Consider the following 24,778-nt stretch of genomic DNA (forward strand, 5'->3'; position numbering starts at 1 on the left):
GGCGTGCGGTGGTCAGGGTCATCGCTGCCCGTAGACGTTCTGGTAGCGGTCGAACAGTGCGTCGACGTGGTGCTGCTCGATGGGCCGGGGGTTCCCCAGCTGACGCGAGACGTGGACGGTGCGGGCGACGTCCTCGCACATGACCGCGGCCTTCACGGCGCTGCGGGCGTCCTTGCCGATCGTGAACACGCCGTGGTTCCTCATCAGCACGGCCGGGGAGCGACTGCCGCGCAGCGTCTCGACGATGCCGCGCCCGATCGAGTCGTCTCCGATGAGCGCGAACGGACCGACCGGCACGTCGCCGCCGAACTCGTCGGCCATCATCGTCAGCACGCAGGGAATGGGCTCACCGCGCGAGGCCCAGGCCGTCGCGTAGGTGGAGTGGGTGTGCACGACCCCTCCCACGTGCGGCAGGTGCCGGTAGACGTACGCCTGGGCGTCGGTGTCCGAGGAGGGGGCGTGGTCACCGTCGACCACGGTGCCGTGCAGGTCGCAGACCACCATGGAGTCGGGGGTCAGGTCCTCGTAGGCGACCCCGGACGGCTTGATCACCATGAGGTCGCGGCCGGGCACCCGCGCGGAGACGTTGCCGGCCGTCCAGACCACCAGCTGGTACTTCGTGAGCTCGGAATGCAGCTCCGCGACCTCGGCGCGCAGGCCTGAGAGCGTGTCGCGGACCTCTGACAGGACGGTCATGGAGCCTCGTCCAATCTGGGAGCGGTGCTGTTTCGCACCACGAGGCTCGGGTCGAGCAGCGGTGAGGGCGTCAGCTCGCCGCCCTCGATGGCCTGCTGGATCACCTCGATGGCGCGACGGCCGACGGCCGGGAAGTCTTGGCGCACCGTCGTCAAGGGAGGGATGAGGTACTCGGCCTCGGGCACGTCGTCGAACCCGACGACGCTGATGTCGCCCGGCACCCGCCGTTCGCACTCGTGCAGGGCTCGCAGGACGCCGATGGCCATCTGGTCGTTGGCGGCGAAGACCGCCGTCGCCTCCTTCATCGTGCAGACGGCGAGCCCTGCGGCATACCCGCTCTGCGAGCTCCAGTCCCCGATGATCGGTTCGGCGGGTCGCACCCCCGCGTCGAGCAGGGCACCACGCCACCCCTCGAGCCGGGCGCGGGCCTCCGTCCAGTCGAGCGGGCCGCTCACGTGGACGATCTCGCGGTGCCCCAGGTCCAGGAGGTGCTGCGTGGCCATTCGGGCGCCGGCGACCTGGTCGACGCCGACGGTGAGTGACCCCTTGCTCAGGTCGCCCTCGACCACGACGAAAGGGATTCCGGACCGCTGTGCTCGAACGATCTCGAGCGCGGCGTCGTGGCCGGCGATCATGACGATGCCTTCGACCCCGACGGTCATGAGGTGCTCGATGGCGCTGTCCAGGGACTCGCGGGTCATCTCGGCCAGGTTGACCGAGCTGGCGAAGAAGCCGGCCTCGCGGGCTGCCTGCTCCACGGTGCGGTGGATGCTCGTCGGCCCGAACTCGACGGCGGCGGTCCCGATGATCCCGATGATCCCGGTGCGTCCACGAACGAGGGCGCGGGCGGCGGTGTTGGGGCGGTAACCGAGGCGCTCGATCGCCTCGAGCACCTTCTCGCGCGTCTCCGGCCGGAGCTTGGGAGAGCCGTTGATGACTCGCGACACGGTCTGATGCGACACCCCCGCGAGGCGGGCGACGTCGGCCATGACCGGAGCCTTCATCGTGTCGGTCACGACTGCCTCCGGACGATGATCCGCTGCATCACGATGAACATCAGGAGAAGGGTGCCGATCGCGATTTTCGTCCACCATGAGCTGAGTGTGCCTTGGAACGAGATGAGGGTCTGGATGACACCGAGGACCATGACGCCGAGGACACTGCCGGCCACGTAGCCGACGCCTCCGGCGAGCAGCGTGCCGCCGATGACGACTGCAGCGATGGCGTCGAGCTCCATCCCCACGGCGTGCAGCCCGTAGCCAGAGAGCATGTAGAGGCTGAAGAGAAGTCCGGCGACGGCCGAGCAGAGGCCGCTGACGACGTAGACGCCCACCTTGACCTTCGCGACCGACAGGCCCATGAGCATCGCGGACGACTCGTTGCCGCCGATCGCGTATGCCGTCCGCCCGAACCGGGTCTTGTGCAGGACCCACGCAGCGGCCAGTACGACGACGAGCGCGATGACGACGCTCCACGTGATGGTGACCCCGCCGGGGAGCGGCACTGCGGCGGTGGCCAGTGACCGGAAGGCCGAATCCTTGATCGGGACCGACTCGACCCCAACGACGAAGCACAGTCCTCGGGCCAGAAACATGCCGGCAAGCGTGACGATGAACGGCTGGATCTCGAAGTGGTGGATCACGAGCCCCATGAGCAAGCCGAAGGTGGATCCCATGGTGAGCACGATGAGGACCACGACAGGCGCCGACCAGCCCGCTTGGAGCAGCGCAGCGGTCACCATCGTCGAGAGGGCAACGACCGCCCCGACGGAGAGGTCGATGCCGCCCGTGAGGATCACGAAGGTCATGCCGACAGCGAGCACGATGAGGAAGGCGTTGTCGATGAAGAGGTTCGCCACGACCTGACCCGAGGAGAAGCCCTCGAATCGCGCCGACCCTGCCCCGAAGAGCAGCAGGAAGAGCAGGAACGTCGCGAGGGTCGGCAGGATCCGAGCAGGGACGGATCGCCCACCGAGCGAGGAGGTGAGGCCACGGGCTCGTCGGACTGACGTGTTGGCGGTCATGACCTGCCTGCTTTCCGGCTCGGGGCTGCCGCAACGGCGACCGGGCTGCGACCGGCCGGCTCCTGGGGCGGTGCAGCAGGGTCGCTCACCGTGGGTGGCGGCGTGTCTGGTTTCCGGCGACTCCTCGTTCCGCTAGTCCCCCGGGCGACGAGAGCGCGGAACTTCGGGGCCTGGAGGAGGCACACAGCGACGACGACGACGGCCTTGAACACGAGCGTGATCTCCGGGGCGATGCCCATGCTGTAGACCGTCGTCGTGAGGGTCTGGATGGTCAGGGCACCTATCAGCGTGCCGACGAGGCTGTACCTTCCGCCGGTCAGTGAGGTGCCGCCGATGACGACCGCCAGAATGGCGTCCATCTCGATCCACAGCCCGGCGTTGTTGGCGTCCGCGGCGCTGACGTTGGAGCTGATCATCAGCCCGGCGACTCCGGCGCACAGGCCGGCGAACACGTAGACGGTCCACCGGATCGTGCGGGCGTGGATGCCCGTGAGGCGGCTCGCCTCCGGGTTGACGCCGACGCTCTCGATGAGCAGGCCCAGCGCCGTCCTCCTCGTGACGAGGGCCACACCGACGAGGACGGCAAGCGCGATGAGGATCGAGACGGGCAGGATCAGGAAGCCGGCGCCGACCGTCCGGTATGCCGGGTTGTTGACGGTGATGATCTGGCCGTCGGTGATGAGCATGGCGATGCCGCGCCCTGCGGTCATCAGGACCAAGGTCGCGATGATCGGCTGTATCCCCAGGACGGCCACGAGGAACCCGTTCCACACCCCGAGGACGACGCAGAGCAGCAGTGCGACCGCCATGCCGATGAGTGCGGCCTGGGCGCTGCCTGGGTCAGGAGCGCCGGCGATGTAGGTGCAGGTCACCGCACCGGAGATGGCGACGACCGCGCCGACCGACAGGTCGATCCCCCGGGTCGCGATGACGAGGCACATGCCAAGGGCGATGAGCAGCGTCGGAGCGCCGTTCTTGAGGATGTCGATGAGGCTGCCGTAGAGGTGGCCGTCCTGGACCCGCAGGGACAGGAAGGACGGCCGGACCACGGCGTTCGCCACGAGCAGAGCGACCAGCGCGAGGAGGGGCCAGAGGAGTCCGCTGGTACGGAGACGATCGATGCGTCCTTCGTTGCTCATGACGCCACCGCCGCACGGCCGGCGTCGATCCCGGGTTCGAGAGCGTCGTCGACGTTCGCGATGAGGTGCATGATCTCGTCGACCGTTGCGGTGTCGTCCAGCTCGGCCACCTTGGCCCGGTCCTTCATCACGACGACGCGGTTGCTGAGCCGAACGACTTCCTCGAGCTCAGCCGAGATGTAGAGCACGGCCATGCCTTGGGTGGCGAGCTCGGCGACCAGCTTCTGGATCTGCGCCTTGGCACCGACGTCGATGCCGCGAGTGGGTTCGTCGAGGATGAGAAGAGCCGGTTCGGTGACGAGCCAGCGCGCGAGCAGCACCTTCTGCTGGTTGCCTCCCGAGAGTCGGCCGACGAGCGCGTCCGGGTTCGCCGGGCGGATGTCCAGCGCGGTGATCCACTTCTGGACGATCTCGTCCTTCGTCCGCCGAGGCAGCGGGCGGGCCCAGCCTCGCGAGGCCTGGAGCGCCAGCACGATGTTGTCGCGGATGCTGAGGTCTGCGATGACGCCTTCTCCCTTGCGATCCTCGGAGCAGAAAGCGATCCCGGCGGCGATGGCCGCGCGTGGCGTGCGGATCGACCGCGCGCTACCGTCCACCTCGATCTCGCCGGAGTCGGCGCGGTCCGCGCCGAAGAGCAGTCGGGCGACCTCCGTGCGCCCCGACCCCAGGAGCCCTGCCAGACCGACCACCTCACCTCGGTTGACGTGGAGGTCGAACGGGGCGACCGACCCCTTGCGGCCGAGTCCGGTGGCGCGGATGACGGGGACTTCGGAGGCGTTGCCTGCGGCCTGCTCGGCGATGCGCTCGACCTCGGCGAGCTCCCCGAGCTCACGACCGACCATGAGCGAGACGAGCTGGATACGGCTGAGGTCGGAGGTCTCGTACTCGCCGACGAGTGCGCCGTTGCGCAACACCGTCATTCGGTCGGAGATCTCGTAGACCTGCTCGAGGAAGTGCGAGACGAACAGGATCGCCACACCCTTGGCACGCAGCACCCGCATGATCCGGAAGAGCTCGGCCACCTCGTCCTGGTCGAGGCTCGACGTCGGCTCGTCGAGGATGAGGACCTTCGCATCGACGGCCACCGCGCGGGCGATGGCGACGAGCTGCTGGATGGCGATGGGGTGCTCGGCGAGCGTCGAGACCGGATCGATGTCGAGCCCCATGTCGGTGAGCAGCTGTGCGGCGCGGCGCCGGGTGGCCGCAGCGTCGATCGAGCCGAAGCGGCGAGGTTCCCGGCCGAGGAGGATGTTCTCGGCCACGCTGAGGTTGGGGCAGAGGTTCACCTCTTGGTACACGGTGCTGACGCCGTGCTCCTGCGCGTCAGCAGGTCCGGTGAAGGACACGGGTACGCCGTCGAGGTGGATGGTTCCGGACGTCGCCCTGTGGACCCCGGTGAGGACCTTGATGAGGGTGGACTTGCCAGCCCCGTTCTCGCCCATGAGGGCGTGGACCTCGCCGGGCAGGAGGCGGAAGGCCACGTCGTCGAGAGCCTTCACCTGACCGAAGTGCATCCGGATGCCACTCATCGAGATCACGGGTTCGGGGGCGGCGGACTGGCCCGCGCGGGTCGAGGCTGTCATGGGTGGACCTCCGTGGAACGTCATCGGTCGGAAGGGGTCGGCGGGTGGGGGTGCCTCCTCCGTCACGCGATCTCTGCGCGCGACGGAGGAGGCACGACTGAGGGTCGACCTGCTCAGTACTTGCGGGTCGGCAGGGCGGCCTTGGCCTGCTCCTGGTCGAAGGCGGACTCCTCGGTGACGACCCGCTCGGGGACCGTCTCACCGGCGAGCACCTTCTTGCTCAGGTCCATGAGCTGGTCGCCCAGCAGCGGGCTGCACTCGACGATGTAGTTGATCTTGCCGTCAGCGAGCGCCTGCATGCCGTCCTTGACCGCGTCGACCGTGATGATCTTGATGTCCTTGCCCGGCACCTTGCCGGCTGCCTCGATGGCCTCGATCGCGCCGAGACCCATGTCGTCGTTGTGGGCGTAGACGACGTCGATGTCCGGGTTGGACTTGAGGAAGGCCTCCATGACCTGCTTGCCGCCGGACCGGGTGAAGTCACCGGTCTGCGAGGCGATGACCTTGATCTGGGGGTTGGCCTTGATGGCCTCCGCGAAGCCCTCCTTGCGATCGATGGCCGGGGCCGCGCCCGTGGTGCCCTGGAGCTCGACGACGTTGACGGCGCCGCTGCCCTCGGAGTTCTTCACCAGCCACTCTCCGGCCTTCTTGCCCTCGAGAACGAAGTCGGAGCCGAGGAACGTCTTGTAGAGCGTCTTGTCCTCGGAGTCGACCGCACGGTCGGTAAGGATGACCGGGATGTTGGCGCGCTTGGCCTCGAGCAGAACGGTGTCCCAGCCGGTCTCCACGACCGGGCTGAAGGCGATGACGTCGACCTTCTGCTGGATGTAGCTGCGGATCGCCTTGATCTGGTTCTCCTGCTTCTGCTGTGCGTCGGAGAACTTCAGGGTGACCCCGGCGGCCTTGGCCGACTCCTGGATCGACTTGGTGTTGGCAGTGCGCCAGCCCGACTCGGCGCCGACCTGGGCGAAGCCCATGACGATCTCGTCGCTGCCGCCGGCAGCAGCGGCGCTGTCCGTGGTGCCCGAGTCCGAGCCGCAGGCCGTGAGAGAGGCGGCGAGTGCGATGCTCGCGGCCACCGGAAGGAACTTCTTGAACACTGGTGCCTCCATGTGTGTGACGCCGTCGTTGGCGTCGCCCAAGCGGCCGACCGAGGTTGCCGCCGTGACATCGTCGTCACGTTGCGGTCGAGTGTGAACGTTAACATTTCGCCGTGTCAAGCGATTCGACAATATTCCCACCAGTTTTGGTCGGGAACAGAATTCCCCAGCAGCGCCGGATGTTAACGCGAACGACGGCGGTTCCCCATCACTTCGACGCAACAGCCAAGGCAGGGTCGAGGGCAGTGGTCGTGGCTCCGGGGTTGTCGCTTCAACTACCACCGCACGGAGCGTCGTGGGTCAGCGCAGACTGGCCCGCCACCTGCGGTGGCAGTCATCGGCTTACCGCCCCACTCTGAACGAAAGCGACCGAAACGAGGCGTGGCACCCAGGACGCCAGTGGACCGCATACGGGGCAGTCAGCGCCCCTCTTCGGAGGGTGGCGCGCAGAAGTGCGAACCGCATGCTGAGGCTCAGCCCTTACGGGTTCGGGTCCCTGATGGCGCACCGAAGAGAAGCCCCGCAGAGTCACCGTGCGGGGCTTCTCGCCTGTTCGGGACCAACGGCCCTGTGGCGCCGTGAGCCGGCGGCGCACGGTGGAGGCAGGAACTCCCCAGGAGGTGCGTCATGCGGCTCCGCACACCGCTCGTCGTCGCCGTGCTGGCACTCGTCGCCAGCCTGTCCGGATGTGTCGTCCAGCAGGGCCCGAGGACGCACATGGGGGCGCGCGACGGCTACGGCCACCCCGCGGTGGGGATGGCGTGGTCCGAGCCCGCGTGGCTCGCCGAAATGATCCCGCACCACGAGGAGGCGATCCGCGCAGCCACAGAGCTGTCGCGCTCGAAACGGCCCGAGATGCGCGATCTCGGAGCCGCGATCGTGCACAGCCAGAGCGCCCAGGTCGCGAAGATGCGCGACTGGCTCGCGAGGTGGTGGACCGACCAACGTGAGGACACGGCATACGTGCCGATGATGCGGGACCTCAGGGGCCTCGAGGGAGACGCGCTCGACCGAGCGTTCCTCGACGACATGGTCGGGCACCACTTGATGGCCGTCATGATGTCGCAGCACCTGCGCAGCGGAGGAGGCGCAACGCACACGGAGGTCGCGGACCTCGCGCGCACCATCGTCTTCGAGCAGCGGGCCGAGATCGTGACGATGCGCCGGTGGCTGTCCGAGTGGTTCGGTCAGCGCGCGCCGGGCATGCCGATGATGCGCTGGAGGAGCTGGACCTGACGCGGGAGTGGGCGCGAGGGATCAGCGCCGGCGGCGCCGCAGCACCTTGAACGCGACGATGACCGCGACGACCGCCACGGCGGCGGCGACGCGCTCGACTCGGAGGTCCCCCTCGGGGGTCGTCGTGGCGTCGGCGAAGCGCGCTTTGGCCTTCTCGACCTCCCGCTTGGCGATCGCCGACGGCGTGGCCTTGGCGGTGATCTCGTCGAGTGTGCGGGCCAGGCGCACACGGCGCTCGGCGATGTCGGCCTCGAGGGCGGAGATGGAGGTCATCGAATCAGTCCTTGCTCAGTCCGAGGTCGCGCCGCAGCTTGGCGACGTGTCCTGTGGCCTTGACGTTGTACCAGGCGTGCTCCACCTTGCCGTCCTCGTCGACGACGACGGTCGAGCGGAGGACGCCCTGCACGACCTTGCCATAGAGCTTCTTCTCGCCGAACGCACCCCACTCGGTCATGACCGACTTGTCGGCGTCGGAGAGCAGCGTGAGTGAGAGGTGCTCCTTGTCGCGGAACTTCGCCAGCTTCTCGGGCTTGTCCGGCGAGATGCCGAGGACGGTGTAGCCGTCGGTCTTGAGCGACTCGAGCGACTCGCTGAAGTCACACGCCTGCTTCGTGCACCCGGGCGTCATGGCCGCCGGGTAGAAGTAGACGATGACCTTGCCACCACGCAGGTCCGAGAGGGTCACGCTCTCGCCGGTGTCGGTGCTCAGGGTGAAGTCCGGTGCGGCGTCGCCCGGCTCGAGTCGGTCGGTCACGCAGGTCTCCTGGGGTCGTCGGGCTCTCGTCACGAACCTATCAGCGAGCGGTGCGCGAGGCGGGACTCGAACCCGCACACCCGAAGGCACCAGAACCTAAATCTGGCGCGTCTACCTGTTCCGCCACTCGCGCGCGCAGACAGCGTATGCCGTCCGCTCCCCTCCGCCGCCGAAGCCCTTGCGTCCGGCAGGATGACGACCTGGGCACCACAGTTGCGGACGCAACGGCAGGGGCGGGAACGGCATACGCCAACGTCCGGCAGGGTGACGACCTGGCCACCACAGTTGCGGACGCAAGGGGTCGGGTCAGCGGGTGAGGTGTTCGCGCAGGATCGGCACCATGGCGCGGAAGGCGAGGCCACGGTGCGAGATGGCGTTCTTCTCGACATCGGTGTACTGGGCGAGCGAGCGGGTGTCGCCGTCGGGCACGAAGATCGGGTCGTAGCCGAAGCCGTTGTCCCCCACCGGCTCGCGGCGGATGGTGCCGGTGACACGACCCTCGACCGACTCGACCGACCCGTCGGGCATGGCGAGGACGGCCGCGCAGACGAACGCTGCCGAACGGTGCTCGTCGGGGACGTCGCCGATCTGCTCGAGGAGGAGCTCGAGGTTGGCGCGGTCACGCTGGGCACGGGGCGCGTCGACCCCGGCGTGGGTGCCCGACCAGCGAGCGGAGAAGACGCCCGGCGAACCGCCGAGGACGTCGACGGCGAGCCCGGAGTCGTCGGCGACGCTGGGAAGACCCGTGGCCTTCGCGACGGCGACGGCCTTGAGCCGGGCGTTGCCCTCGAAGGTCACCTCGCTCTCGACGACGTCGGGTGCGTCGGGGAAGTCGGACGCGCCGACGACCTCGAGGCCGACCTCCTCGGCCAGGTCGGCGAGGATCTGGCGCAGCTCGTGGACCTTGTGCTCGTTCTGGGTGGCGAGGACGAGGCGGGTCACCGCTGGCGCTCCCGCGGCGTCTCGGACAGCGCCTGCTGCTGGAGCTCGGTGAGCCGCGCGCAGCCGGCGGTCGCGAGGTCGAGCAGGGCGTCGAGCCGCTCGCGGTCGAACGCCGCGTCCGCGCCCTCCGCGGTGCCCTGCACCTCGACGAACCGGCCGGAGCCGGTCATGACGACGTTCATGTCGGTGTCGGCCGTCGAGTCCTCGGGGTAGTCGAGGTCGAGCACCGGCACACCCTTGACGACACCGACGCTCACCGCGGCGATCGAGTCCACCAGCGGCTTGGCGCTCGCGGCGATGAGGCCCTTGGCCCGGGCGTCCTCGACGGCGTCGACGAGGGCGACGTAGGCACCGGTGATCGAGGCGGTCCGGGTGCCACCGTCGGCCTGGAGGACGTCGCAGTCGACGACGATCGTGTTCTCGCCGAGCGCCTTGGTGTCGATGACGGCACGCAGGGCGCGACCGATGAGGCGGGAGATCTCGTGGGTGCGTCCGCCGACCTTGCCCTTGCGCGACTCGCGGTCGGAGCGGGTGTTCGTCGAGCGGGGCAGCATCTCGTACTCGGAGGTGACCCAGCCGGTGCCCCGGCCCTTGAGCCAGCGCGGCACGCCTTCGGTGAAGGACGCGGCGACGAGCACGCGGGTCTTGCCGAACTCGACGAGGACGCTGCCCTCGGCGTGGTCGAGCCAGTTGCGGGTGAAGCGGACCTCGCGGAGGTCCTCGGGGCTGCGTCCGTCGTGGCGGTTGTGGGTCGAAGTCACACCCAGCAGGCTAGACGGCGGCGCGCTGCCCGGCTGCGCCGAGGTCGTAGACCGCGCCCGCCTCCGCGATCTCGACGGTGCCCGGCCAGTGCTGCTCGGCCTGGGCCCGGCACAACGCGGTGTCGTTCCACGAGGGCATGTGCGTGAGGACGAGGCGCTGCACTCCCCCGGCGTCGACGGCCGCGCGTGCCGCCCGGCTGCCGGAGAGGTGGATGCCGCGGATCTCGTCGCGCCCGTCGACGAAGGCCGAGTCGGCGAGGACGAGGTCGGCGCCGGTCATGAGCGGGCTGAGGTTCTCGCAGGTGTCGGTGTCGCCGGTGTAGGCGACCACGGCCCCGTCGGCCTCCACGCGGAAGCCGAACGACTCGACGGGGTGGTGGACGGCATACGGCGTGATGGTGACGGGACCGACCTCGACGGCGACACGGTCCACGAGCTTCTCGAAGGAGAAGACCTTGTCCATGCCGCCCTCCTCGAGCCCGTGGTACATGAGCGAGAGCCGGGTCCCGGTCTCGCTCGGGCCCCACACCGGCAGCCGCTCCTCTGGTGCGCCCTGGGGTGCGTAGTTGTGGGCGACGTAGAGGCCGCAGAGGTCGGCGCAGTGGTCGGGGTGCAGGTGGGTGAGGAAGACGGCGTCGAGCGTGAGCGGGTCGACGTGGCGCTGGAGCGGGCCGAGCGACCCCGACCCCAGGTCGAGCAGGACGTTCCACGTGCGGTGGGCGTCCTCGACCGTGACGAGGTAGCTCGACGCCGACGACGACGGGCCGGCGAAGGAGCCGCTGCACCCGATGACGGTGACCCTCACGCGACCACTCCCGGAGCGAGGCCGACGCGCGACGCCGGGGACGAGGGGGCGACCGGCGCGATTGGCGCGCCGGGCGCGACGGGCGCAACCGGCGAGGTGAAGACGTGGCCCACATCCGGCCCCAGACCGAGGAAGCGCAACGCGAGCCGCCGGAACTCCTCGGGGTCGCCCGTGGTCGTGAAGCCGTGCTGGGGCGGCGGTGCGTCGTCGGGACGCAGCCCATCCGCGTCGGCAAGCACACGGTAGAGCTCCTTGGCGGTCTCCTCCGCGGACGAGACGAGCGTGACGTCAGGACCCATGACGTAGGAGATGACGCCGGCGAGCAGGGGGTAGTGGGTGCAACCGAGGATGAGCGTGTCGACGTCGGCCTGCTGGAACGGCGCGAGGTAGTCACGGGCGACCGCACGCAGCTCCTCGCCGCCGGTGACCCCCGACTCGACGAAGTCGACGAACCTCGGGGCTGCCCCGCTCGTCACCGTGAGCTGCGGGGCGGCAGCGAACGCGTCGAGGTAGGCCCGGGACTTGTGGGTGCCCTCGGTGGAGATGACGCCGATGCGGCCGGTGCGGGTGGCCCCGACGGCGCGCCGCACGGCCGGTCGGATGACCTCGACGACGGGCACGTCATAGCGCTCGCGGGCGTCGTGGAGGACGGCGGCGCTTGCGGTGTTGCACGCGATGACGAGAGCCTTGACGCCGTGGTCGACGAGGCGGTCGAGGCACTCGAGGGCGAAGGCGCGGGTCTCGGCGATGGGGCGGGGGCCGTAGGGGGTGCGGGCCGTGTCGCCGAGGTAGGCGACGGACTCGTGCGGGAGCTGGTCGATCACGGCCCGGGCGACCGTGAGTCCCCCGTAGCCCGAGTCGAAGATCCCGATGGGTGAGTCAGCCACCGTGCAAGGTTATGCGGTGCCGGGGTCACCGGGGAGCATCGCCGTGGCGAGCGTCTCCTGCAGCCACGTGAGGAAGTCGTAGACCGACATGGCGTGCAGGCGGGGGTCGTCGTCGTCCATCGTGGCGAGCTCGGACTCGAGCCGGTCGACGTCCGCGTCCTCGCGCAGGCCGAGGCGCTCGCCGAGGACGAGCCGGACGTCGGTGAGGGCGACGACCATGTCGATGGCGGTCCGCTCGTCGAGGTCGACGCCGGTGCCGGGGGCACGCAGGGCGGCGATCGCCGAGGCGAGGTGACGCGCCTTGCGCGTCCGCAGCCCGTGCTCGGTGAGTCGGCGGAACTCGGCCGACGCCTGGTCGTCGGCGCGGTTGCCGGCGGGCAGCAGACGCTCGAGCGCCGGGTCGCGGTCCCCGAAGGAGCGGGCGTCGGAGGGGACGGGGCGCTCGTCGGGCGCCTGGTCCTCGGCCGAGACCGAGACCCCCATGCCGAGACCGCCGAGGCCCGAGACGATCGCGTCGAAGGGGTCCTCGTGACCGGCGCCGCTGTCCTGCGTGCTCGGGGGGACCTCGGGAGCGACGAGGTCGTGGACCTGCTCCATGAGCCCGGCGACGACGGCCCGCTCGACGGCGTCGAGCTTGGCCGTGTAGTGGACCGGCTTGCGGCCGCCACCGCGACGGGAGAACGCGCGCGCCATCAGTCGTCCTTCTGGAAGGTGGCCCACAGCCCATAACCCTGCAGCGCCTCGGTGTCGATCTCCATCTTCTCGCGCGGTCCGTGCGAGACGACGGCGCGGCCCTTGGTGTGCACGTCCATCATGAGCTTCTCGGCCTTGGCCCGGTCGTAGCCGAAGTAGGTCTGGAAGACGTAGGTCACGTAGGACATGAGGTTGACGGGGTCGTTCCAGACGAGGGTGATCCACGGGAGGTCCGGCTCGACCACGGAGTCGGAGGAGACGACCTCCTCCTGCACGGGCGCGATGGACACGGCTCCCACAATAGGCTGCCGAGAGTGAGCCCCCACTCCCCCGCTCCCGAGCCCCACGCGGCGTATGCCGTCCCCGGCCAGTCGGCCGCGCTCCTCACCGACCACTACGAGCTGACGATGGTGCAGGCTGCGTTGCGCTCCGGTGCGGCCAGCCGCCGGTGCGTCTTCGAGACCTTCGCTCGGCGGCTGCCGGACGGCCGCCGCTACGGCGTCGTCGCAGGCACGGGCCGGCTGCTCGAGGCGATCGAGCGCTTCCGTTTCGGCGACGAGGAGATCGCCGCCCTTCGCGCAGCCGACGTCGTCGACGCCGACACCCTCGACTTCGTGGCGGGCTACCGCTTCGAGGGCGACATCTGGGGGTATGCCGAGGGCGAGGCCTACTTCCCCGGCTCCCCCGTGCTCGTCGTCGAGTCCGACTTCGCCCACGGCGTCGTGCTCGAGACCCTCGTGCTCTCGATCCTCAACCACGACAGCGCGGTCGCGAGCGCGGCGTCGCGCATGACGGGCGCGGCGGGCACCCGGCCGTGCATCGAGATGGGCTCGCGCCGCACCCACGAGGAGGCCGCGGTGGCAGCCGCGCGGGCGGCATACATCGCGGGGTTCGCGACGACCTCGAACCTCGAGGCGGGCCGCCGCTGGGGGGTGCCGACGGCGGGGACCGCGGCGCACGCGTTCACGCTGCTGCACGACGACGAGCGCGAGGCGTTCGCGGCCCAGGTCGAGGCGCTCGGTGTCGGCACGACCCTGCTCGTCGACACCTACGACGTCCCGCGTGCGGTCGAGATCGCCGTCGAGGTGGCCGGCACCGACCTCGGGGCGGTGCGGCTCGACAGCGGAGACCTGCTCGTGCAGGCGCGCGAGGTCCGCGAGCAGCTCGACGACCTCGGCGCGACGAAGACCCGGATCGTCGTCACCTCCGACCTCGACGAGTTCGCCATCGCGGGGCTCGCGGCCGGACCGGTCGACGCCTACGGCGTGGGGACGCAGCTCGTCACGGGGTCGGGCGCGCCGACGGCGGGCATGGTCTACAAGCTCGTGGCGCGCACCGACGACTCCGGCGAGATGGTCGGCGTCGCCAAGGCGAGCAAGGACAAGACGTCGGTCGGCGGCCGCAAGTTCGCTCTGCGTCGCCGCAACGAATGGGGCACGGCCGAGGCCGAGATCATCGGCATCGGCGAGCCACCCGCCGACGACGGCGACGACCGCGCGCTCCTCGTCGACCTCGTCCGCGGGGGTGAGGTCGTCGGCGGCGAGCACGTCTCGCTCACCGCGGCTCGCGAGCGCCACGAGGCGTCGATGGCAGAGCTGCCCCGAGCCGCGCACCAGCTGAGCCGCGGCGAGCCCGCGATCCCCACGTCCTACCTCTGACGCCGGCCGCTTCTCACAGGACCGCTCCTGCGGCTGTGCGGTGACTGTTACGGATGGTTTACCTGCGCCGTCGCGACGTGAAACACCGGGTCGGCAACGTCTGTCGGCATGGAGACCACCACCCCCGTCGCGAGCCCCGCCACCGGCGCCGCTCCCGTCACGTCCTCCTCCACGAGCCGCCCGGGCCGGTGGATCGAGCACTGGGACCCCGAGGACACGGGCTTCTGGCAGGCCACCGGACGGTCGGTCGCCCGCCGCAACCTCGTCCTGTCCGTCTTCGCTGAGTTTCTGGGCTTCTGCGTCTGGGCCCTGTGGTCCGTCGTCGTCCCGCTGCTGCCCGCGGCCGGCTTCGACCTCAGCCTCGACCAGCAGTTCTGGCTCATCGCCGTGCCGAGCCTCGTCGGCGCGACCCTGCGGATTCCCTACACCTTCGCCGTCCCCGCGTTCGGCGGTCGCAACTGGACGGTCCTGTCGTCCCTGCTCCTCCTCCTTCCCGCCACGGCCCTCGCCGTCGTCGTCACGCGTCCCGAGACGTCGTTCGGCGTCCTGCTGCTCTGCGCAGCGCTCGCCGGGTTCGGTGGAGGCAACTTCGCGTCGTCGATGACGAACATCTCGTTCTTCTACCCCGAGGCCGAGAAGGGCAAGGCGCTCGGCCTCAACGCCGCCGGCGGCAACCTCGGCACCGGGGTCGTCCAGATGGTCGTGCCGGCGATCATCGCGATCGGTGCGGGGGTGCACCTCGAGCGCGCCGGTCTCGTCTTCGTCCCGCTGGTCCTGCTGTCGGCCCTCGCCGCATGGCGCTGGATGGACAACCTCGGGGGCGTCAAGGCGGACTACCGCGCCTTCGCCCTCGCGACCCGGAACCCCCACACGTGGGTCATCTCCTTCCTCTACATCGGCACCTTCGGCTCCTTCATCGGGTATGCCGGCGCGTTCCCGACGCTGCTGCGGACCCAGTTCCCGACGGCGCCCCTCGGCCTGGCCTTCCTCGGCGCGCTCGTCGGCGCCCTGGCGCGTCCCCTCGGCGGCGCCATCGCCGACCGGCTCGGCGGGGCCCGCGTCACGGTCGCGTCGTTCGCCGTCCTCACCGCCGGAGCGCTGGCCGCCGTCGAGGGCCTGCGGAGCGGCAGCTTCCCGCTCTTCTTCGGTGCGTTCCTCGTCCTCTTCACCGGCGCCGGGATCGGCAACGGCGCGACCTACCGGATGATCCCGGCGGTCTTCCGGGCGGGCGTCGACGCGGCGTCGCTGCCCGTGGCCCGCAAGGCCGCCGCCGGCTGCATCGGCATCGCCGGAGCGGTCGGCGCCTACGGCGGGTTCCTCATCCCCCGCGGCTTCGCGATGGCCAAGGACGCCTACGGCTCGCTCGTGCCCGCGCTGCTCGTCTTCGTGGTCGCCTACTGCGTGATGGCCCTGACGACGTATGCCGTCTACCAGCGTCGCGGGTCCGCTCTCGCCTCGGAGACGATCTGAGTCGCAAATGAGCACTGTCGCAACACACTGCCCCTACTGCGCGCTCCAGTGCGCCCAGTCCCTCACGCCCGGTCCCACCGGCGTCGAGGTCGCGGGCCGCCAGTTCCCGACGAACCGGGGAGGGCTGTGCCAGAAGGGATGGACGAGCGGGTCCGTCCTGCGCGCCCCCGACCGGCTCACCTCACCGCTCGTGCGCGGCACGGACGGGGAGCTCGCTCCCACGACCTGGGAGGTGGCCCTCGACCTCGTCGCGGAGCGGCTGCTGGCCATCCGCGCCGAGCACGGCGCCGACGCCGTGGCGGTCTTCGGCGGTGGTGGGCTGACCAACGAGAAGGCCTACCAGCTGGGCAAGTTCGCGCGCGTGGCGCTGCGCACCGCGAACATCGACTACAACGGGCGCTTCTGCATGAGCAGTGCCGCAGCCGCGGCGAACCGGTCGCTCGGCATCGACCGTGGGCTGCCGTTCCCGCTCACCGACCTCGGCGGCGCGCAGGCCGTCCTGCTGCTCGGCAGCAACCTCGCCGAGACGATGCCGCCGGCCGTCGCCCACCTCGCGGGGGCCCGGGCCGCCGGGGGGCTCGTCGTCGTCGACCCGCGCGTCAGCCCGACGGCGTCCCTCACCGACGACGAACAGGGCCTGCACCTGCAGCCCGTCCCGGGCACCGACCTCTGCGTGCTCCTCGGGCTGCTCCACGTGGTCCTCGCCGAAGGACTGGACGACACGGCATACGTCTCCTCCCGGACGACCGGTCTCGACGAGGCGCGGCGGCTCGCGGCGACGTGGTGGCCCGAACGGGTCGAGCGGGTGAGCGGCGTGCCGGCCACCCTCCTGCGCCGGACCGCGCGGCTGCTCGCCGACGCCAGCCCGGCGCGCGGCGGCTCCGGCGCCTACGTCCTCACCGGGCGAGGTGTCGAGCAGTCCTCGCAGGGCACGGCCACCGTCAACGCCGCGATCAACCTCGCCCTCGCCCTCGGCCTGCCGGGCCGCATCGGCTCGGGCTGGGGCGCGGTGACCGGCCAGGGCAACGGGCAGGGTGGGCGCGAGCACGGCCAGAAGTCCGACCAGCTGCCCGGCTACCGCATGGTCGACGACCCCGAGGCACGCGCCCACGTCGCAGCCGTCTGGGGCGTCGACCCGGCGGCCCTGCCGGGCAGGGGTCGCCCCGCCGTCGAGCTGCTCGACTCGCTCGGACGTGCGGGCGGCGCCCGCGCGCTGCTCGTCCACGGCGCCAACCTGCGCGTGTCGGCTCCGAACGCCCGACACGTCGGGGCTCGGCTCGACGCCCTCGACCTGCTCGTCGTCTGCGACGTCGTGCCGAGCGAGACGGCCCGACGCGCGCACGTCGTCCTGCCCGTGCTCCAGTGGGCCGAGGAGGAGGGCACGATGACGTCGCTCGAGGGCAGGGTGCTGCGCCGCCGCCGGGCGGTCGACCCTCCCCCGGGTCCGCGCTCCGAGCTCGAGGTGTGGCGCGAGCTCGCCGCCCGGCTCGACGCTCCAGGCATCTGGGAGACCGACGCCGCCCTCGTCTTCGACGAGCTCGCCCGGGCCAGTGCAGGCGGGCGCGCCGACTACGGCGGGCTCAGCCACGCCCGCCTCGACGCCGAGCCAGACCTCTTCTGGCCGTGCCCGGCGACCGACGGCGCTCCGCACCCGGGCACACCGAGGCTCTTCCTCGACGACTTCCCGACCCCGGACGGTCGGGCCCGGTTCGTCGCCGTCGACGACCACGGTCCCGCCGAGGACGTGCGGGACGGAGCACCGGTGCACCTCGTCACCGGGCGGGTGCTGCAGCACTACCAGTCCGGAGCGCAGACGCGCCGGGTCGACGAGCTCGTCGCCGCCTCGCCCGCGGCGTTCGTGGAGATCCATCCCCGCCTGGCTGACCTGCACGCGATCGCGGCCGGTGACCTCGTGCGGCTCACGAGTGCGCGCGGCACTGTCACGGCCCCGGCGAGGGTCACCGACCGCGTGCGCCCGGACACCGTCTTCATGCCCTTCCACTGGCCCGGCGACGAGTCGGTCAACGCCGTGACGAACGACGCCACCGACCCGGTCTCGGGCATGCCCGAGTTCAAGGTCTGCGCCGTCGCGGTGTCCCGTGTGGGCGCGCCCAGTGACCTCGCCCCCGTTCCCACCCCCACCGTGGAGGTCCCCGCATGAGGCTCGTCGTCATCGGCAACGGCATGGTCGGGTCCCGCTTCGTCGAGGACCTCCTCGCCCGCGACACCTCGGACAAGTACGACGTCACCGTCCTCGGCGCCGAGGGCTGTGAGCCCTACAACCGGGTCCTGCTCAGCGAGGTCGTCGCCGGTCGCCACGACCTCGCCTCGCTCGCCCTGACGACACCCGACCACCCGCGGCTCAGGGTGCTGCGCGGCACGGCCGTCACGGCCGTCGACCGAGAGGACCGCGTCGTCACGACCGACGACGGCGGACGCCACCGATACGACCAGCTCGTGCTCGCCACCGGCGCGAGCGCGAGGATCCCGGCCCTCGCCGGACTCGACACGGGCTCGGGCGAGCTTCCCATCGGGGTGCACGCCCTGCGCACGATCGACGACGCGAGGGAGGTCGTCGCCGCTACCCTCAACGCGCGTCGTGCGGTCGTCCTCGGCGCCGGCGTCCTCGGCATCGAAGCGGCCAGCGGCCTGGCCCAGCGCGGCTGCGCGGTCACCGTCGTCCACCCGATGGACGCCCTCATGGAGCGTCAGCTCGACGGCGCGGCGAGCCGGATGCTCGCCGCCACCATGCCGCGTGCCGGCATCCACCCGCTCATCGGGACCGGAGCGGAGGCCGCAGTCGTCGCGGACGGGCGGCTCACCGGCATACGGCTCACCGGTGGCGAGGTGCTGGAGTCCGAGCTCCTCGTGCTCGCGACGGGCACGGTCGCGAACACGTCCCTCGCGAGCGCGTCCGGACTGCCGTGCGAGCGGGGCGTCCTCGTCGACGCCGCGTCGGCCACCGCGGACCCGCGCGTCTTCGCGATCGGCGACTGCGCCCAGCCGCCCGACGGCGCGATGGGTCTCGTCGCGCTCGGGTGGGAGCAGTCGCGAGCCCTGGCCGAACGGCTCACCGGCACCACCGGCCGCCGACGTGCGCGTGCCGCCCGGTCCAACGACGTGGTCCGGGTCAAGGCGCACGGCCTCGACGTCGTGACGATGGGGGTCTGTGGTGGGGTTCGGCCGGACGACCCCAGCCACCGTGCGCTGAGCCTCTCGGATCCCTCGGCCGGCCGGCACGTCGAGGTCGTCGTCGCCGGGGGCAGGCTCGTCGGGGCGACGTGCGTCGGTGCGGGGACGGTCGCGGCGGACCTCGTCGCGGCCTACACGCGAGGCACACCCGTCCCCCACGACCCCGCCCACCTGCTGCTCCCCGCGCTCGCGCCGGCGGGTGTGGGAGCCGACGACGGCAGCGCGGCCGGCCACGCGACCGTGTGCCGATGCAACGGCGTGACCCGCGACGAGATCGAGCGGGCCCACGCCGACGGTGCGCGCGGGATCGACGACGTCGCGAAGGCGACCCGTGCCACCACGGGCTGCGGCGGCTGCACCCAGGAGGTCTGCGACCTCCTCGCCCGGCTCGGCGCCGCGACCGGTGGTTCCGACACGGCACCGGATCTCACCATCGCCGGAAGCACGCTGTGAGAACCGTTTTACGCAGGAGAAACAGATGAACCACAGTTCCGAAACCGCGCGTCCCTAGCGTCGTCGACATGGTCCAGCACCTGCACCCCAAGCAGCTCGTCGTCGTCGGTGGCGGCATGGTGGCACGCCGCCTCGTCGACGCCCTCCGCTCCCGCGACGAGCCCGGGCAGTGGGCCGTCACGGTCCTCGGCGAGGAGCCGCGAGCGCCCTACGACCGTGTCGCGCTCACCTCCTACTTCACCGGGCGCCACCCGGAGGATCTCGCTCTCGGGAGCCAGGACCTCTGGGACGACCCGCTCGTCACGCTCCGCCGCGGGGTGCGCGTCGACGCCATCGACCGCGGTGCCCACACCGTGACGACGAACGGTGGCGCCGTCCTCCCCTACGACGCGCTCGTCCTGGCCACCGGCTCGTATGCCGCCGTGCCCCCGGTCCCGGGTCACGACCTGCGGGGGGCCTTCGTCTACCGGACGATCGACGACGTCGCCGACCTGCGGGCGCACGTCGAGCGTCGGCGCGGGGAGGTCGACCGCCCGGTGCGCGGAGCCGTCGTCGGGGGCGGGCTGCTCGGGCTCGAGGCCGCGGGAGCCCTGCGGGCGCTCGAGGTCGACACGGCCGTGGTGGAGTTCGCGCCGCGGCTCATGCCACTCCAGGTCGACGACGGTGGCGGCGAGGCGCTCAAGCGGCTCATCGAGGGTCTGGGGGTCACGGTGCGCACCTCGACGGCGACCTCACGAATCGTGGGCGACCGGGGCACCGTCTCGCGCATGGAGTTCGACGGCGGCGGCTCGGCCGACGTGGACGTCGTCGTCTTCGCCGTGGGAGTCCGGCCCCGTGACGAGCTCGCCCGGGCCAGTGGACTGGACGTCGGTGAGCGCGGTGGCGTCGTCGTCGACGACGCCTGTGCCACAGCGGATCCGGCGGTCTGGGCGATCGGCGAGGTCGCGTGCATCGAGGGTCGCTGCCTCGGTCTCGTCGCTCCTGGCTACACGATGGCGGAGGTCGTCGCCGACCGGCTCCTCGGTGGCGCCGGGACCTTCCCGGGAGCCGACCTGTCCACCAAGCTCAAGCTGCTCGGCGTCGACGTCGCGAGCTTCGGCGACGCCTTCTCGCAGGAGCCCGGTGGCCTCGAGGTCGTCATCAGCGACCCGGTCGCCGGTGTCTACAAGAAGCTCGTGATGTCCGACGACGCCCGCACCCTGCGCGGCGGCATCCTCGTCGGCGACGCCAGCGCCTACGCAGCACTCCGGCCGATGGTGGGCCGCGCCCTGGGGGGCGACCCCGCGGCATACCTGCTTCCCGAGGGCGCCGCTCCGGTGACGAGCGGGGACCTCCCCGAGGACGCGACCGTCTGCTCGTGCAACAACGTCACGGCCGGAGCCGTCCGGTGCGCGGTGACCGACGGAGGCTGCACCGACCTCAGCGGGGTCAAGGCGTGCACGAAGGCCGGGACGAGCTGCGGCTCGTGCCTGCCCCTCGTCAAGAAGCTCGTGACGACCGAGCTGGAGCGTGCGGGCGTCGAGGTCGGCAACGCGCTGTGCGAGCACTTCGACCTGTCGCGGGCACAGCTCTTCGACGTCGTGCGCGTCCAAGGCCTCACGACTTTCACCGAGATCATCGGCCGCCACGGACGCGGGCGCGGCTGTGACATCTGCAAGCCGGTCGTCGGCTCGATCCTCGCGTCGCTCGGCACCGGTCACATCCTCGACGGCGAGCGAGCAGCGCTGCAGGACACCAACGACCACGTGATGGCCAACCTCCAGAAGGACGGCTCCTACTCGGTCGTCCCGCGGATCCCCGGCGGCGAGATCACACCGGAGGGGCTCATCGTCATCGGCGAGGTCGCCAAGGAGTTCGGCCTCTACACGAAGATCACCGGCGGGCAGCGCATCGACCTCTTCGGTGCACGCATCGAACAGCTCCCCCAGATCTGGAAACGTCTGGTGGACAACGGTTTCGAGTCGGGCCACGCCTACGGCAAGTCGCTGCGCACGGTGAAGTCGTGCGTCGGGTCGACGTGGTGCCGCTACGGCGTGCAGGACTCGGTCGGGCTCGCCATCGCGCTCGAGCTGCGCTACCGCGGGCTCCGCAGCCCGCACAAGCTGAAGCTCGGGGTGTCCGGGTGCGCCCGCGAGTGCGCCGAGGCACGCGGCAAGGACGTCGGTGTCATCGCGACCGACAACGGGTGGAACCTCTACGTCGGCGGCAACGGCGGGTTCACGCCGCGGCACGCCCGACTCCTCGCCGAGGACCTCGACACAGAGACCCTCGTCCGGACCATCGACCGGTTCCTCGTCCTCTACGTCCGCACCGCCGACCGGCTCCAGCGCACCGCAGCCTGGGTCGAGGACTACGAGGGTGGGCTCGACGCCATCCGGGCGGTCGTCGTCGACGACTCCCTCGGCATCGCCGCCGACCTCGACGCCGCGATGGCCACGCACGTCGACGACTACGAGGACGAGTGGGCCGCGGTACTCGCCGACCCCGAGAAGCTGCGCCGGTTCGGCTCCTTCGTCAACGCGCCCGACCTCGCCGACGACTCCTTCGCCTACGTCGCCGAACGCGGGCAACCCCGACCGGCGACCCCCGACGAACGCGCCGGTGGCGTCCTCGTCGCCGGCACCACCCTGGAGGTCCGCCGATGACCGTCGACGTCACCCAGCCACGCTCGGACAGCGCGCCCACGACGTGGGTCGCGGTGTGCCGTCTCGACGACCTCGCCCCGGAGCGCGGCGCGGCCGCGATCGTCGCGGGCGTCCAGGTCGCCCTCTTCCGCACCGTCGACGACACCGTGTATGCCGTCCAGCAGCTCGACCCCTACTCCGGCGCCCACGTCATGTCGCGAGGCATCGTCGGCACCCGAGGGGAGGCCTCGACGGTGGCCTCACCGATGTTCAAGCAGGTGTTCGACCTGCGCAGCGGCGAGTGCCTCGACAGCGTCGGGCGCGACCTCCGGACGCTGGACACGTGGGCCACCGAGGTCCGTGGGGGCGTCGTCCACGTCGCCCGGCCCGACGCGGTGATGGCGCCATGACGACGCTGCTGGGCGTCGACCTCGTGGGTCGGCCGGTGCTGGTCGCCGGAGGCGGGCCGGTGGCAGCGACCAAGGCTGCTGCCCTCGTCGCCGAGGGTGCGCTCGTGCACGTCGTCACCCCGGTCGTCTGCGAGGCGATGCTCGACCTCACCCGCGACCCGCACGTCGAGTGGTCGCAGCGCGAGGTCTCGAGCGGCGACGCGGATGGCGTGTGGCTCGTGGTCGCGGCCACGGGCGACCTCACCGTCGACCGGGCCCTCTGCGCCCGCGCCACCGCCCAGCGCATCTTCAGCGTCTGCGCCGGAGCCGCGCGTGAGGGCACCGCACGCAACCCGGCCACCACCGAGCACGCCGGTCTGCGCGTCGGTGTCGTCTCGACCGGCCGGCCCGATCCGGCACGCGCAGTCTCCGTGCGCAACGCTCTCGCCGCCCACCTCGCGACGGCGGACCTCGACCTCCGGACACGGCGACGCGGGACCCATGCGCGCGGGCGGGTCGTCCTCGTCGGCGGTGGCCCGGGCGCCGACGACCTCGTCACGGTGCGCGGGCGTCGCGCTCTTGCCGAGGCCGACGTCGTCGTCACCGACCGGCTCGGGCCCACCGGCCTGCTGCGCACCCTGGCGCCGGACGTCGAGGTCGTCGACGTCGGCAAGACAGCCGGCCACCACCCGGTCCCCCAGCACGAGATCAACCACATCCTCGTCGATCATGCCCAGCGCGGGAGGACCGTCGTCCGGCTCAAGGGTGGCGACCCCTTCGTCTACGGCCGTGGCGGTGAGGAGGTGCTCGCGTGCCGTGAGGCCGGCGTCGACGTCGAGGTCGTCCCGGGCGTGAGCTCGGCGCTGAGCGCGCCGGGGGCGGCCGGCATACCGCTCACGCACCGCGGCACGTCCGCGGCCGCCCACATCGTGTCCGGCCACGAGCCGCTCGCACCGCACACCCTCGCGTCCGTCGCGAGCGAGGAAGCCACGCTCGTGGTCCTCATGGGCGTGGCGATGCTCGCCGGCCACGTCGCCGCCCTGAGGGCGCGAGGTGCGGCGGACGACCTGCCCGTCGCCGTCGTCGAGGAGGCGACCACCGACCGCCAGCGGGTGACGCGGGCGGGACTGTCCGAGATCGTCGACGTCGCACGCGAACGTGGAGTCCGCGCGCCGGCGGTCGTCGTCGTCGGGCGCGTCGCCGACCCTCGGCTGCTCGTCCCCTCCGTCAGGGACGGCGCATGAGCGCGAGCCGGGCAAACCCGGCCCTGAGCCAGGTCCTCACCGGCTGCGTCGTGCTCGTCACCGCGGACCGCCGATCCGGCGAGCTCGCGTCGGCGCTCACCCGGCGCGGCGCCACGGTGCGTCATGCCCCGGCGCTGACGATCGTCCCGCACGAGCACGACGAGGAGCTCGTCGTCGCGACCAAGGAGGTCGTCGCCGACCCGCCCGACGTCGTCGTCGTCACGACGGGCATCGGGCTGCGCGGGTGGATCGAGGCGGCGGACGCCGCCGGGCACGCCGACGAGCTGCTCGACGTCCTCGGCCGGGCCCGCATCGTGGCTCGCGGCCCCAAGGCACGCGGCGCCATCCAGGCCGCCGGTCTCACGGCCGACTGGGTCGCGGAGTCGGAGACCTCGGCCGAGATCCTCGAGCTGCTGCTCGACGAGGGGGTCGCCGGGCTGCGGATCGCCGTCCAGCACCACGGCGCCGGAGCGGACGGCCTCGACACCGAGCTCGCAGCGGCGGGTGCCGACGTCACGAGCCTCGTCGTCTACCGGTGGGGTCCCACGCCCGACCCGGTGGCGCTGCGCCAGTCGGTGCGCGACGCGGCTGCCGGCGAGATCGACACGGTCGTCTTCACGTCGGCGCCGGGGGCCGCGGCCTGGCTCGCCGCGGCCGACGACGAAGGGGTCGTGGACGGCATACGGGCGCGGGCCGGGAGCGGCTGCCTCGTCGCGGCAGCGGTCGGGCCGGTGACCGCCCGCCCGCTCCAGGAGCGGGGCATCGAGCCGATCCAGCCCGACCGGGGTCGCCTCGGCGCGCTCGTGCGGCGCCTCGTGCACCACTACGAGGTGGCGCAGTCGAGCGCGGTCCTCACCGCGGCCGGCCACCTCCAGGTCCGCCGGACGGTGGCCCTGCTCGACGGGCGGGTCCTGCCGCTGTCACCCAGCGGCCTCGAGGTGCTGCGCCTGCTCGTCGACGCGCGCGGCGAGGTCGTCTCGCGGGCAGACGTCCTGCGCGTCCTGCCCGGCGACTCGACCGACCCGCACGCAGCCGAGGTCGCCGTCGGGCGCGTACGCGACGCCGCCGGCCGCGGCCTCGTGCAGACCGTCGTCAAACGGGGCTACCGCCTGGCGCTGGCCTGACGACA

The 24,778-nt window shown here is 71.5% G+C and carries 23 protein-coding genes and 1 tRNA gene; 9 read left to right on the top strand and 15 right to left on the bottom strand.

Annotation, left to right across the window (positions count from 1 at the left end; translation table 11 throughout):
• Positions 1-18: 18 nt before the first annotated feature.
• From ACOJV7_RS01630 to ACOJV7_RS01655, 6 genes are all read right to left on the bottom strand, one after another.
• The gene (locus ACOJV7_RS01630) at positions 19-696 is read right to left on the bottom strand and encodes an L-ribulose-5-phosphate 4-epimerase (RefSeq protein ID WP_420188416.1); all 678 of its coding nucleotides are present in this window, start codon (positions 694-696) and stop codon (positions 19-21) included.
• Positions 693-1,712 (bottom strand): LacI family DNA-binding transcriptional regulator, encoded by a 1,020-nt coding sequence (locus ACOJV7_RS01635; RefSeq protein WP_420188417.1) that lies wholly within the window; start codon positions 1,710-1,712, stop codon positions 693-695. Before ACOJV7_RS01635 ends, ACOJV7_RS01630 begins: the two co-directional genes overlap by 4 nt.
• Positions 1,709-2,719 carry a galactofuranose ABC transporter, permease protein YjfF gene (gene yjfF, locus ACOJV7_RS01640; RefSeq protein ID WP_420188418.1) on the bottom strand — a complete coding sequence of 337 codons (1,011 nt, stop codon included), beginning with the start codon at positions 2,717-2,719 and terminating at the stop codon, positions 1,709-1,711. The genes ACOJV7_RS01635 and yjfF overlap by 4 nt, the downstream gene beginning before the upstream one ends.
• Positions 2,716-3,858 (bottom strand): ABC transporter permease, encoded by a 1,143-nt coding sequence (locus ACOJV7_RS01645; protein ID WP_420188419.1) that lies wholly within the window; start codon positions 3,856-3,858, stop codon positions 2,716-2,718. The genes yjfF and ACOJV7_RS01645 overlap by 4 nt, the downstream gene beginning before the upstream one ends.
• Positions 3,855-5,441, bottom strand: a complete 1,587-nt coding sequence (locus ACOJV7_RS01650; RefSeq protein ID WP_420188420.1) for a sugar ABC transporter ATP-binding protein — start codon at positions 5,439-5,441, stop codon at positions 3,855-3,857. The genes ACOJV7_RS01645 and ACOJV7_RS01650 overlap by 4 nt, the downstream gene beginning before the upstream one ends.
• Positions 5,442-5,554: 113 nt before the next feature.
• The gene (locus tag ACOJV7_RS01655; RefSeq protein WP_420188421.1) at positions 5,555-6,553 is read right to left on the bottom strand and encodes an ABC transporter substrate-binding protein; all 999 of its coding nucleotides are present in this window, start codon (positions 6,551-6,553) and stop codon (positions 5,555-5,557) included.
• A 615-nt stretch (positions 6,554-7,168) separates the two neighbouring features.
• On the opposite strand from ACOJV7_RS01655, the gene ACOJV7_RS01660 reads away from it, so the two are divergent.
• Complete coding sequence (locus ACOJV7_RS01660) at positions 7,169-7,777, top strand: DUF305 domain-containing protein (protein WP_420188422.1); 609 nt, start codon at positions 7,169-7,171, stop codon at positions 7,775-7,777.
• A gap of 21 nt (positions 7,778-7,798) precedes the next feature.
• Here ACOJV7_RS01660 and ACOJV7_RS01665 read toward each other — a convergent pair whose 3' ends face one another.
• From ACOJV7_RS01665 to clpS, 9 genes are all read right to left on the bottom strand, one after another.
• Positions 7,799-8,050: a DUF3618 domain-containing protein gene (locus tag ACOJV7_RS01665; protein WP_420188423.1), complete on the bottom strand. Its 252-nt coding sequence runs from the start codon at positions 8,048-8,050 to the stop codon at positions 7,799-7,801.
• Between the two features lie 4 nt (positions 8,051-8,054).
• The gene (gene bcp / locus ACOJV7_RS01670; RefSeq protein ID WP_420188424.1) at positions 8,055-8,531 is read right to left on the bottom strand and encodes a thioredoxin-dependent thiol peroxidase; all 477 of its coding nucleotides are present in this window, start codon (positions 8,529-8,531) and stop codon (positions 8,055-8,057) included.
• A gap of 51 nt (positions 8,532-8,582) precedes the next feature.
• A tRNA-Leu gene (locus ACOJV7_RS01675) sits at positions 8,583-8,664 on the bottom strand.
• A gap of 173 nt (positions 8,665-8,837) precedes the next feature.
• On the bottom strand, positions 8,838-9,473 hold the full coding sequence (rdgB, locus tag ACOJV7_RS01680; protein ID WP_420188425.1) for an RdgB/HAM1 family non-canonical purine NTP pyrophosphatase: 636 nt from the start codon (positions 9,471-9,473) through the stop codon (positions 8,838-8,840).
• Positions 9,470-10,234: a ribonuclease PH gene (gene rph, locus ACOJV7_RS01685; protein WP_420188426.1), complete on the bottom strand. Its 765-nt coding sequence runs from the start codon at positions 10,232-10,234 to the stop codon at positions 9,470-9,472. The genes rdgB and rph overlap by 4 nt, the downstream gene beginning before the upstream one ends.
• Positions 10,235-10,244: 10 nt before the next feature.
• Positions 10,245-11,039: an MBL fold metallo-hydrolase gene (locus ACOJV7_RS01690; RefSeq protein WP_420188427.1), complete on the bottom strand. Its 795-nt coding sequence runs from the start codon at positions 11,037-11,039 to the stop codon at positions 10,245-10,247.
• A complete protein-coding gene (gene murI / locus ACOJV7_RS01695; RefSeq protein ID WP_420188428.1) occupies positions 11,036-11,926 on the bottom strand; it encodes a glutamate racemase in 891 nt (296 codons plus the stop codon). The genes ACOJV7_RS01690 and murI overlap by 4 nt, the downstream gene beginning before the upstream one ends.
• 9 nt (positions 11,927-11,935) lie before the next feature.
• On the bottom strand, positions 11,936-12,619 hold the full coding sequence (locus ACOJV7_RS01700) for a DUF2017 family protein (protein ID WP_420188429.1): 684 nt from the start codon (positions 12,617-12,619) through the stop codon (positions 11,936-11,938).
• Entirely contained in the window at positions 12,619-12,909 is a 291-nt protein-coding gene (gene clpS, locus ACOJV7_RS01705) for an ATP-dependent Clp protease adapter ClpS (RefSeq protein ID WP_035947232.1), read from the bottom strand. Before clpS ends, ACOJV7_RS01700 begins: the two co-directional genes overlap by 1 nt.
• Before the next feature lie 24 nt (positions 12,910-12,933).
• Here clpS and ACOJV7_RS01710 point away from each other — a divergent pair, with 24 nt between their 5' ends.
• The 8 genes from ACOJV7_RS01710 to ACOJV7_RS01745 all read left to right on the top strand — a co-directional run bounded on the left by ACOJV7_RS01710 (position 12,934) and on the right by ACOJV7_RS01745 (position 24,773).
• Positions 12,934-14,277: a nicotinate phosphoribosyltransferase gene (locus ACOJV7_RS01710; RefSeq protein ID WP_420188430.1), complete on the top strand. Its 1,344-nt coding sequence runs from the start codon at positions 12,934-12,936 to the stop codon at positions 14,275-14,277.
• 108 nt (positions 14,278-14,385) lie between these two features.
• Entirely contained in the window at positions 14,386-15,747 is a 1,362-nt protein-coding gene (locus ACOJV7_RS01715) for an MFS transporter (RefSeq protein WP_420188431.1), read from the top strand.
• A gap of 7 nt (positions 15,748-15,754) precedes the next feature.
• Positions 15,755-17,908: a molybdopterin oxidoreductase family protein gene (locus tag ACOJV7_RS01720; RefSeq protein WP_420188432.1), complete on the top strand. Its 2,154-nt coding sequence runs from the start codon at positions 15,755-15,757 to the stop codon at positions 17,906-17,908.
• Entirely contained in the window at positions 17,905-19,392 is a 1,488-nt protein-coding gene (locus ACOJV7_RS01725; protein WP_420188433.1) for an FAD-dependent oxidoreductase, read from the top strand. The genes ACOJV7_RS01720 and ACOJV7_RS01725 overlap by 4 nt, the downstream gene beginning before the upstream one ends.
• Before the next feature lie 68 nt (positions 19,393-19,460).
• Positions 19,461-22,037, top strand: a complete 2,577-nt coding sequence (nirB, locus tag ACOJV7_RS01730) for a nitrite reductase large subunit NirB (protein ID WP_420188434.1) — start codon at positions 19,461-19,463, stop codon at positions 22,035-22,037.
• Entirely contained in the window at positions 22,034-22,426 is a 393-nt protein-coding gene (nirD, locus tag ACOJV7_RS01735) for a nitrite reductase small subunit NirD (RefSeq protein WP_420188435.1), read from the top strand. The genes nirB and nirD overlap by 4 nt, the downstream gene beginning before the upstream one ends.
• Positions 22,423-23,649, top strand: coding sequence for a uroporphyrinogen-III C-methyltransferase (gene cobA, locus ACOJV7_RS01740; RefSeq protein WP_420188436.1), 1,227 nt, complete (start codon positions 22,423-22,425; stop codon positions 23,647-23,649). The genes nirD and cobA overlap by 4 nt, the downstream gene beginning before the upstream one ends.
• The gene (locus ACOJV7_RS01745; RefSeq protein ID WP_420188437.1) at positions 23,646-24,773 is read left to right on the top strand and encodes a uroporphyrinogen-III synthase; all 1,128 of its coding nucleotides are present in this window, start codon (positions 23,646-23,648) and stop codon (positions 24,771-24,773) included. The genes cobA and ACOJV7_RS01745 overlap by 4 nt, the downstream gene beginning before the upstream one ends.
• Positions 24,774-24,778 lie beyond the last annotated feature (5 nt).

This window comes from Knoellia tibetensis, from assembly GCF_048606415.1.
Lineage (GTDB): Bacteria > Actinomycetota > Actinomycetes > Actinomycetales > Dermatophilaceae > Knoellia > Knoellia tibetensis.